At 68.4% G+C, this 9,761-nt stretch carries 11 protein-coding genes; 7 read left to right on the top strand and 4 right to left on the bottom strand.

Going from position 1 to position 9,761, the window contains the following annotated elements:
- On the bottom strand, positions 1–440 hold a 440-nt coding region (locus VFL64_RS02945), incomplete at its 3' end, for an Mpo1 family 2-hydroxy fatty acid dioxygenase (RefSeq protein ID WP_489538890.1).
- Positions 441–517: 77 nt separating this feature from the next.
- Here VFL64_RS02945 and VFL64_RS02940 point away from each other — a divergent pair.
- The gene (locus VFL64_RS02940) at positions 518–1,219 is read left to right on the top strand and encodes a Crp/Fnr family transcriptional regulator (RefSeq protein WP_489538889.1); all 702 of its coding nucleotides are present in this window, start codon (positions 518–520) and stop codon (positions 1,217–1,219) included.
- Positions 1,220–1,249: 30 nt separating this feature from the next.
- Here the strand turns inward: VFL64_RS02940 and VFL64_RS02935 are convergent, their stop codons facing one another.
- On the bottom strand, positions 1,250–1,789 hold the full coding sequence (locus VFL64_RS02935; RefSeq protein ID WP_489538888.1) for an Mpo1 family 2-hydroxy fatty acid dioxygenase: 540 nt from the start codon (positions 1,787–1,789) through the stop codon (positions 1,250–1,252).
- A gap of 59 nt (positions 1,790–1,848) precedes the next feature.
- Between VFL64_RS02935 and VFL64_RS02930 the strand changes: the two genes are divergently transcribed.
- The 4 genes from VFL64_RS02930 to ypfJ all read left to right on the top strand — a co-directional run bounded on the left by VFL64_RS02930 (position 1,849) and on the right by ypfJ (position 5,289).
- On the top strand, positions 1,849–3,324 hold the full coding sequence (locus VFL64_RS02930) for a C13 family peptidase (protein ID WP_489538887.1): 1,476 nt from the start codon (positions 1,849–1,851) through the stop codon (positions 3,322–3,324).
- 57 nt (positions 3,325–3,381) lie between these two features.
- Positions 3,382–3,933: a deoxycytidylate deaminase gene (locus VFL64_RS02925; RefSeq protein ID WP_489538886.1), complete on the top strand. Its 552-nt coding sequence runs from the start codon at positions 3,382–3,384 to the stop codon at positions 3,931–3,933.
- Between the two features lie 110 nt (positions 3,934–4,043).
- Positions 4,044–4,304, top strand: coding sequence for a hypothetical protein (locus VFL64_RS02920; RefSeq protein WP_489538885.1), 261 nt, complete (start codon positions 4,044–4,046; stop codon positions 4,302–4,304).
- Between the two features lie 100 nt (positions 4,305–4,404).
- Positions 4,405–5,289, top strand: a complete 885-nt coding sequence (gene ypfJ / locus VFL64_RS02915) for a KPN_02809 family neutral zinc metallopeptidase (RefSeq protein WP_489538884.1) — start codon at positions 4,405–4,407, stop codon at positions 5,287–5,289.
- Here the strand turns inward: ypfJ and denD are convergent.
- On the bottom strand, positions 5,286–6,317 hold the full coding sequence (denD, locus tag VFL64_RS02910; protein WP_489538883.1) for a D-erythronate dehydrogenase: 1,032 nt from the start codon (positions 6,315–6,317) through the stop codon (positions 5,286–5,288). The genes ypfJ and denD overlap by 4 nt on opposite strands.
- A complete protein-coding gene (locus VFL64_RS02905) occupies positions 6,314–7,036 on the bottom strand; it encodes a FadR/GntR family transcriptional regulator (protein ID WP_489538882.1) in 723 nt (240 codons plus the stop codon). Before VFL64_RS02905 ends, denD begins: the two co-directional genes overlap by 4 nt.
- Before the next feature lie 141 nt (positions 7,037–7,177).
- Between VFL64_RS02905 and VFL64_RS02900 the strand changes: the two genes are divergently transcribed.
- Together VFL64_RS02900 and VFL64_RS02895 are read left to right on the top strand one after the other, a co-directional pair.
- Positions 7,178–8,251, top strand: a complete 1,074-nt coding sequence (locus tag VFL64_RS02900; protein WP_489538881.1) for an ABC transporter ATP-binding protein — start codon at positions 7,178–7,180, stop codon at positions 8,249–8,251.
- Between the two features lie 53 nt (positions 8,252–8,304).
- Positions 8,305–9,633, top strand: coding sequence for an ABC transporter substrate-binding protein (locus VFL64_RS02895; RefSeq protein WP_489538880.1), 1,329 nt, complete (start codon positions 8,305–8,307; stop codon positions 9,631–9,633).
- Positions 9,634–9,761 lie beyond the last annotated feature (128 nt).

Below are 9,761 nucleotides of genomic sequence, written 5' to 3'. Positions count from 1 at the left end.
AGCGCCTCGCCGGTCACGAACATCGGGCCGACCATCAGGCCGATCAGGTCATCCGCAAAGGCCGGTTTGCGGCCTTCGTAGTAGTGGCCGATGAACTGGATCACCCAGCCGACGAAGAAGCTGCCCGCGCCCCAGGCCAGCCAACTGGCGGTGCTGCCGCCGGCGACCGTCTGGGCCAGCAGGAGCAGGACGAGATTGGCCCCGCTCGTCGCCAAGGCCAGCACCACGTTGCCGCGTGTCAGGTACCACAGCGTGCCCAGGGCCCAGAGAATCCAGGCGCCGTTGACGGCCAGGCCTCCCAGTTCGAACAGCGTGGGCCTGGAGAGCAACACGAAGAGGCCGAACGCGATCATCGGGATGCCGACGAAGTGCGTGGCGATGTTGCGTCGGTCGCGGTGGTAGGCCGCGTACTGGACCATCAGCTCGGTGGCGTTGCGCATGGTGTTTGTCTCCGTCGTTGTGGTGGCGGCGATGCTAGTGGAGCATGTGCGCGGCGACTGTCAAAATTCCGACAGTCATGCCCCACGCCAACCCGCCCATTCCGCTGATCTCGCTGCAGACCGACCCCTGGTTTGCGAGCTGTGCGCCCGAGTTGCAGGCGGCTCTCCTGATGTTGGGCCGCACCCGGCGCCTGGGCGCTGGAGAGCGGCTGTTCGTGCGGGGCGACAACGCCGATGGCCTGTGCTGCGTGACCTCTGGCGCATTGCGCGTGGGGGCCTTGCAGCCCGACGGCAGCGAATCGCTGCTGGCCTATGTGGAGCCCTTCCAGTGGTTTGGCGAGATCTCGCTCATCGACAACCTGCCGCGCACGCACGACGCGGTGGCCGACGGCGAAACCACGCTGATCCTGGTACCGCAAGACGCCTTGCTCGCCTGGCTGAGCGAGCACCCGCTGCATTGGCGTGACATGGCACGGCTGGCCTGTGCCAAGCTGCGCATGGCCTTCACGGTGCTGGAAGACATCGCCCACCTGCCGCTGGAGCAGCGCCTGGCCAAGCAGCTGTGGCAGGTGGCGCACGGCTATGGCGCGCGGGCTGATGCGCCGCAGCGGCAGATCCGCCTGCCGCAGGAGCAGCTGGCGCTGATGCTGGGCGTGAGCCGGCAGACGGCCAACAAGGCCTTGCGTGCGCTGCAGGAGCAGGGCGTGCTCAGGCTGCACTACGGCGCGATCGAGCTGGTGGACGTGGCGGCGCTGGCGCGTGCCGCCGGCCTGGCCTGATCAAGCCGGGTCAGTTTGGACGAGCACCCGTCAAGCCGGGTGCGCGAGGTCGCGGATGTGCGTGGGGCCGGCACGGCGCTCGATCTCGGCCAGCAGCGGCTTGTTCCAGCCCAGCGAGAACAGGGCTTCGGCGGTGACGAACATCGGGCCGACCAGCAGGCCGGTGATGTCGTCGACGAAGGCGGGCTTGCGGCCCTCGTAGTAGTGGCCGACGAACTGGATCACCCAGCCGATCGCGAACATCCCCACGCCCCAGCTCAGCCAGCTGAAGGTGCTGCCGTTCGCCACGCCGTGCGCCAGTGCGATCAGCACGCCCACGCCGGCCGTGACGGCAAAGCCCAGGGTCAGCGGGCCGCGGCGGCTCAGGTACCAGGCGGCGGCCCCGCAGAAGGCCACCCAGGCGGCGGTGAGGTCGAGCGCGGGCAAGGTCAGGTGAAGCCGGGCCAGCAGCACGCCGATGCTGAAGACGATCATCGGCACGCCGACGAAGTGGGTGACGATGTTGCGCCGATCCCGGTGGTAGGTGGCGTACTGCGTGAGCAGATCCAGCGTGGTGCGTTGCTGAGTCATGTCTTGTCTCCACTCGATGGCCATGGGCACTATTCTGGGCCGATGCGGCCGGCCTGACCATGGTATTTCCACAGCCTCCTAAGATGGTGCACCTGGAGGAAAAGATGATCGGCGACAGCGAGGAAAACCACACCAAAGGCCGCGGATTTGCGCACTGGCTGCGCCAGGGGGCGCGCAGCGCCGTCCTCCTGAGGCCCGATCTGGCCGGCCTGCGGGCCAGCCCCTGGCTGCTGGTGGGGCTGACGGCTGCCGTGCTGGGCCTGGGCGTCCTGCTGCAGCGCCTCTTCATTGCCGGGCCGGCGCTCTTCTACGGGCCGGCGGTCGCCAGCGGCTGGCTGACCACCGTGCTGCTGCTGTGGGCCTGCTGGCTGGTGGCGCGATCACGTGCCGGCGAGCCCGACGCGCCGGCGCTCTTCGGCATGCTGCTTGTTCAGCAGATCGTCATCTCGATTCCCTTGTGGGCCCTGTACCTGCTGTTGCCGCGGCTGCCGGGGTTGGCGCCGGCGGCGCTGGCCTGGCTGCAAGGGGTGCTGCCCTTCGTGGTGGTGGGCTGGGTCGCGCTGGCCGGTGCGGTGCTGCTGCTGCGCCAGGCGGCCTCCGGCGGCCTGCGTGCGCTGGTGCTGGGGGTTTTTGCGCTCGCTGCCGCGGTGGACCTGCTCGCGCCGCCGATGCAGTTCTGGTACCCGGATGACAACCTGGCGGCTGCGGCGACGGCGGTGGAAGACAAGCGCCTGCACTTCAGTCAAGAGGTGCTGGAGAAGCAGTCGGGCGTGCTGGTCGACAGCCTCAACGCCCTGCAACCACAACGCCCGGGCGTGATCGACCTGTATGCGCTCACCTTCGCGCCCTATGCCGAGGAGAACGTGTTCCGCCGCGAGAGCAAGCTCGTGGCCGACGTGATGCGCAGCCGCTTCGACGCGCAAGGCCACACGCTGCAACTCATCAACCACGCCGAAACCGCTGGCGATCTGCCCTGGGCCACCGGTCTCAACCTGCAGCGCGCCATCCTGCGCGCGGCCAGCCTGATGGACCGCAACGAGGACATCCTCTTCATCCACCTCACCTCGCACGGCGCGCAGGACGGCAAGCTCTCCGCCGAGTTCTACCCGCTGGAGATGGACCCGGTGACGCCCACGCAGCTGCGCGCCTGGCTCGACGAAGCCGGCGTGCGCCTGCGCGTGATCTCGGTCTCGGCCTGTTATTCGGGTTCGTGGATCGAGCCGCTCTCCGACCCCGGCACGCTGGTGATGACGGCGGCCGATGCCACGCACACGTCCTACGGCTGCGGCCGCAAGTCGGAGCTCACCTTCTTCGGCCGGGCGATGTACGACGAGCAGTTGCGCAGCACGCGCTCCTTCGAGGCGGCACATGCCGCGGCGCGCAAGCTGATCGAGCAGCGCGAGAAGGAGGCCGGCAAGACCGACGGCTACTCCAACCCGCAGATCGCCATGGGCGAGCTGATCCGTCCGCACCTCGCGGCCCTGGGGGCGCGCCTGGACGCGGCCTCCCCGGCGTCATCTCCCGCGCCCCGCTGACGGCACAATGCGCCCTGCGCGCGAGCCCACTTCCGCCCACTTCCGCCCGCTTCCCGCATGCAAAACGTTCCCCTGATCCACTGGCATTCGATGTTCATGGGCGTCGCCCTGTTGGCGGCGGCCCGATCCAAGGATGGCCGCAAGCGCAACGGCGCCTGCATCGCGAGCGCCGACAACAAGATCCTCGGCGTGGGCTACAACGGGCTGCCGCGCGGCTGCGACGACAACGATGCGTCGTACTGGGCCGACATCGACAGCGACCCTCTGCAGTCGCGCCACAGCTACATCGTGCACGCCGAGGTCAATGCCATCCTCAACTGCGTGGTATTGCCGCTGACCGGCAGCACGATCTACGCAACGCAGTTCCCTTGCCCCCGGTGCGTGCAGTCGATCATCCAGGTGGGCATCAAGCGGGTGGTCTACCTGGAGAAGAAGTCGCACCACGTCGCGTCGAACGGTGCATCCGACAAGATGCTGTCGGATGCCGGCATCGAGGTGTTGCCGCTGGACGAGCTCGAAGCGTCGGCCGCTGTGTGGTGCGACAAGCTCGACGAGTTCATCAGCCACACCGGCCCGGCCGTCCACGGCGTCCCTGACCCCGGCGGATGAAGTCGGCTCGCGGGTCGGGCATTCAACTGTCCGGATCGGCGGCTCATATCAGGCGATCGGGCCAGCACAGGCTGGCTATCGTGTTGGCACCTGCTTCATCCGGGGTCGCCATGCTCGCATCGTCCAACGTCTTCCAGTTCTCGCCCACCGGCCGGCCTGTGGCGCTGATCGATGACCTGAAGGCGCTGGGGCGCTTTCGCAGCAAGATGGCCGAGCAGGACCTGCCGGTGAACGTGGCCCGCATGATGTTCGACAGGCCCTATGCCTTCGAGCGCATCGCCCTCGGCCACAGCAGCGCCGATGAAGACCTGCAGCGCCTGGCCCTGCAACTCTTCGCCCAGTACGCTAAGGACGACGACGCCGCGCACTGAATCTCGGCCTCAAGTCCTACGCCGGGCTGCCTTCAGGGGCAGCCCTTTTGCTTTTTGGCTTCGCTACCATGCTCGCTCCACCACCACGGGGAAACGCGCCATGAAATGGGAAGGCAATCGCGAGAGCGACAACGTCGAAGACGCGCGCGACAGCGGCGGGGGTGGTGGTGGCGGTTTCTCCTTCGGTGGCGGGCGGGGCATCGGCGTGGGCACGATCGCCGTTGCGCTCATCGCCGGCTGGGCCTTCGGCATCAACCCCATGACCATCCTGGGCCTGCTCAGCGGCGGTGGCGGCCCCGCACCGCAGGTGCAGCAGGCACCGGCCCACCGCCCACCGGCCGACGACAAGCTGGCCCGCTTTGTCTCGGTGGTGCTGGCCGACACCGAAGACGTCTGGCGCGAGCAGTTCAGGCAACTGGGCGGCACCTACCGCGAGCCCAAGCTGCGGCTCTTTCGCGGCAGCGAGCCCACGGCCTGTGGCATGGGCCAGTCGGCCATGGGCCCGTTCTACTGCCCGGGCGACCAGAAGGTTTACATCGACCTCGACTTCTACGAGACCATGCGCACCCGCCTCGGCGCGCCGGGCGACTTCGCCCAGGCCTACGTGATCGCCCACGAGGTGGGCCACCACGTGCAGAACCTGATGGGCATCAGCGGCAAGGTCGATGGCATGCGCGGCCGCGTGAGCGAGGCGCAGCAGAACGCGCTCAGCGTGCGCCTGGAGTTGCAGGCTGACTGCTTTGCCGGTGTGTGGGCCTACCACGCCAACCAGGCGCGTCAGATCCTGGAGCAGGGCGACGTGGAAGAGGCGCTCAACGCCGCCACGCAGATCGGCGACGACGCCCTGCAACGCAAGTCACGCGGCACGGTGCAGCCCGAGACCTTCACCCACGGCACCAGCGCGCAGCGCGTGACCTGGTTCAAGAAGGGCCTGCAGACGGGCAGCGTGAACCAGTGCAACACCTTCGAGGCGCGGCAGCTCTAGGCTTCGGTCAGGCCGCGCAAGGTTTGCCCGGCGTCGGGCCGCACCCGGCAGTCGGCGATGTACTGCCGGATGATCTCGCCGAAGCTGGCCGGCGCCTTCAAGCCCAGACGCGAAGCGCGCGCCGCGCTGGCGCCCGCCGGCCAGTTGGCCACGATGCCGGCGATGCGCTCATCGCGCTCGAAGCGCACCCGCGCCCGCACCGCCGGGCCGGCCACCTCGGCCAGGGCCTGCAGCATGTCGCCCACGCGCACGTTGAGCGCCGGCAGGTTCAGCGCCATGCGGCCCCCGAAGGCCTCGCGGCTCGCTTCGCAGACGGCGATCAGCCCGTCCACGGTGTGCGAGGGCGATGACACCGGGTGCGAGACCTCGGCCGACACGGGGCAGACGGCTTCCACACCGGCCAGCGGCTCGCGGATGATTCCCGAGAAGAACGACGAGGCCGCGCCGTTGGGGCGGCCGGGCCGGACCGTGACCGTCATCAGTCGCGCGGCGCGGCCGTCGACATAGCCCTTGCGCGTGTAGTCGGCCAGCAGGTGCTCGCAGACGAGCTTGTGTGTGCCGTAGGAGGTTTGCGGCGCGGGCAGCGTGTCGTCGGCCACCACGGCGGGCAGGGGCACGGCCGGGTCGGGGCCGAACACCGCCACCGAGCTCGAGAACACCAGCCGCGTGGGTGCGGCACCGCCATGGACCTGCGCGCGCAACACGTCGAGCAGGGCGCGCGTGCTGTCGAGGTTGGAGCGCAGGCCGAGCTCGAAGTCGGCCTCGCATTCACCCGACACGGCCGACGCCAGGTGGAACACCACGTCGAAGCGTTCATCGCCCCAGTCGGCGCATTGCGAGAGCAGGCTGCCGACCCGCGCTTCAACCCGGGCCGGGCCGATGTGCTGCGCCAGGTCGGCGGGCGGCGCGACCTGGTCGGCCAGCACCAGCCGGGTGATCGCCTGGCCGTCGAGCTGGCCGCGCGCCAGCAGCGTCCGCCCCAGCCGCGCACCGAGAAACCCGCCGCCGCCGGTGATGAGAACCTTCATGCGTGGGCCTGTCTGCTCGGTTGCAGGGCCACCGACAGCCGCTGGTCGCCGCGCAACATGTGCCGCACCGCGGCCCGCCGCGCGGCCTGCGGGTCGCGCGCGGCCACGGCCTCGAAGATGGCGCGGTGCTCGGCCTCCACCTGCGAGGTGAAGTCGGTGCGCTCGGCCTCGTGGGCGCGTGTCACGCGCATCGCCTCGTGCAGGTACTGCTCCAGGAACTCCAGGAGGCGGATGAACTGCGGGTTGCCGGTGGCTTCGGCCAGCGTGCGGTGGAAGTCCAGGTCTTCCGCGACGCCGTCGCCCGGTGCTGCTTCCATGGCGCGCAGGCTGCGGCGCAGCGCAGCCACCTGGGCGCGCGTGGCTCGCTCTGCGGCCAGCGCGGCGATCTCGCCATCGAGCGCACGGCGCACTTCGCGCACCTGCACCACCGAAGCCAGCGAGCCCAGCACGCCGTCGTCGAAGCGCAAGGCGCGGTTCAGCGGAGGGGGCGCCACGTAGACGCCCGAGCCCTGGCGCGACACCAGCAACTTGCGCGACTTGAGCTGGTGCACCGCCTCGCGCACCACGGTGCGCGACACGCCATGCATGCTGGCCAGCTGCTGCTCGGTGGGCAGACGGTCGCCGGGCGCCAGCTCGCCGGCTTCGATCTGCGCAGCCAGGCGGGCGGCGAGCTGGTCCGACAGGCGCTCGGCCACCAGGCGCGGGGCGGGATTCGACAACACAGGGAAAGCCCGATGGAAAGAGTGATCATGTCATCATACAACTTTGCTCCCGGGCGAGATCGCGGTTTGCCCTCATGGCCACCCCATTCGGGTCGGCATCGAACGTCACCCGCGCGCCACCCACAGGAGCCTTCAGGAATGGCCAGCGTCACGATCGAGTCGGTCACCAAGCGCTTCGGTGCGGTCGACATCCTCTATGGCGTCGACATCGCCATCGACGACGGCTCGTTCACCGTGCTCGTGGGGCCTTCGGGCTGCGGCAAGTCGACTTTGCTGCGCATGATCGCGGGGTTGGAAGCCATCACCGGCGGCGAGATCCGCATCGGCGAACAGCGGGTGAACGAGCTCCCGCCCAAGCAGCGCGACATCGCGATGGTGTTCCAGAACTACGCCCTGTATCCGCACATGACGGTGCGCAAGAACATGGCCTTCTCGCTGATGCTGGCCAAGCTGGAGGCCACGCAGATCGAGGCCAAGGTGGCGCGCGCCGCCGAGATCCTGGCGCTCACGCCCTTGCTCGACCGCTACCCGCGCCAGCTCTCGGGTGGCCAGCGCCAGCGTGTGGCCATGGGCCGCGCCATCGTGCGCGACCCCAAGGTGTTCCTGTTCGACGAGCCGCTGTCCAACCTCGACGCCAAGCTGCGCGTGGCCATGCGCAGCGAGATCAAGGAGCTGCACCAGCGCCTGAAGACCACCTGCATCTACGTCACCCACGACCAGATCGAAGCCATGACCATGGCGGACAAGATCGTGGTGATGCGCGACGGCCGCATCGAGCAGACCGGCAGCCCGCTGGAGCTGTACGACCGGCCGGCCAACAGCTTCGTGGCCGGCTTCATCGGCTCGCCGGCGATGAACTTCCTGCCCGGCACGCTGCGCCGCCGCGCCGGCGCGGCCTTGGTCGAGCTGGGTGACGGCACCGAGCTGGCTGCGCCACTGAACGCAGGTGGCATCGACGGCCAGCCGGTGCTGATGGGCACGAGGCCCGAGCACCTGTCGCTCTCGCCCGATGGCGGCATCCCCTCGCGCGTGGTGGTGGTCGAGCCCACCGGCGCAGAAACGCTGGTCTCGTGCCGCCACGAAGGCGCCGACCTGTCGGTGGTGTTCCGCGAGCGCCACGAGTTCACGCCCGGCAGCACCATCCACCTGCGGCCCGACGTGCAGCGGTCCCATCTCTTCGACGCGAGCAGTGGCCAACGGCTGGTGGCCTGACTGCGCTTTGCCCGTTCCCCGTGTTCAGCCAAGAACCCAAGAAGGAGACAACGATGACGCACTTCAATCGCCGGCGGTTCCTCGAAACGTCTGCCAGCGCCGCGGCAGTGGCTTCGCTCGGGGTCGGCACCGCGCTGTGGACGCCGCTGGCGCACGCGCAGAGCCTGGCCTTCAAGCCCGAGAAGGGCGCCAAGCTGCGGGTGCTGCGCTGGAGCCGCTTCGTGCAGGGCGACATCGATGCCTACATGGCCAACGTGAAGCGCTTCACCGAGAAGACAGGGGTCGAGGTGCGCGTCGACAACGAAGGCTGGGAAGACGTGCGCCCCAAGGCCGCGGTGGCCGCCAACACCGGTGCCGGGCCCGACATCATCCTGTCGACCAACGACGACGCGAACCTCTACCCCGACAAGCTGCTCGACGTGACCGACCTCGCCGAGTACCTGGGCAAGAAGTACGGCGGCTGGTACCCGGCCGGCGAGGCCTTCATGCGCCCCGACGGAAAGAAGTGGATCGGCTTGCCGCTGGGTGCCACGGGCTCGCTGATCGTCTACCGCGAAAGCATGGTGAAGGCGGCGGGCTTCGATACCTTCCCCAAGAACACCGACGACTTCCTCAAGCTCTACAAGGCGCTGAAGGAGAAGGGCACGCCAGGCGGCATGGCGCTGGGCAACGCCACCGGCGACAGCACCTGGTGCAACTGGCTGATCTGGTCGCACGGCGGCAAGCTGGTCGACGCCAGCAACAAGGTGGTGATCGACAGCCCCGAGACGCTGAAGGCGCTGGAGTACGCCAAGGAGCTCTACGCCAACTTCATTCCCGGCACTTTGTCGTGGCTCGATCCGAACAACAACAAGGCCTTCCTCGACGGGCAGATCAGCATCACCAACAACGGCATCTCGATCTACTACGCGGCCAAGAACTCGCAGGACCCCAAGGTCAAGGAGATGGCGGCCGACATCAACCATGCGGTGTTCCCGGTCGGTCCGGTGGGCGTGCCGACCGAGTCGCACCTGTTCTTCAACCAGATGGTGATGAAGTACACCAAGTACCCGCAGGCGGCCAAGGAGTTCCTGCGCTTCATGATGGAGAGTGAGCAGTACGACGCCTGGCTGCAGGGCGCCGGTGGCTACGTCGCGCAGCCGCTCCGGGCCTACGAGAAGAACTCCATCTGGACCTCGGACCCGAAGCACCTGCCCTACCGCGACTCGGTGAAGAACCTGCGCCCCGCAGGCTATGCCGGCAAGCTGGGCTACGCCTCGGCGGGCGCGGCGGCGGACTTCATCATCGCCAACATGGTGGCCGAAGCGGCCAGCGGGTCGAAGACGCCGAAGGAAGCCGCGGAGCGGGCGCAAAAGCGTGCAGAGCGCTATTACAAGGTCTGATATTCCGTCACCTGCGGTGATGGAATATCTCGCCGCGTTCGATCGTCAAGCCGCTCGCTGAGCGGCTTGACGTTCAACTTGGCGCCGGGCACCACGCCTTCGGGAGATCTCTTGACGCACTGGATCGA

Source organism: Rhizobacter sp., from assembly GCF_035702065.1.
Taxonomy (GTDB): domain Bacteria; phylum Pseudomonadota; class Gammaproteobacteria; order Burkholderiales; family Burkholderiaceae_C; genus Rhizobacter.
This window is presented reverse-complemented; position numbering and strand designations above follow the sequence as displayed.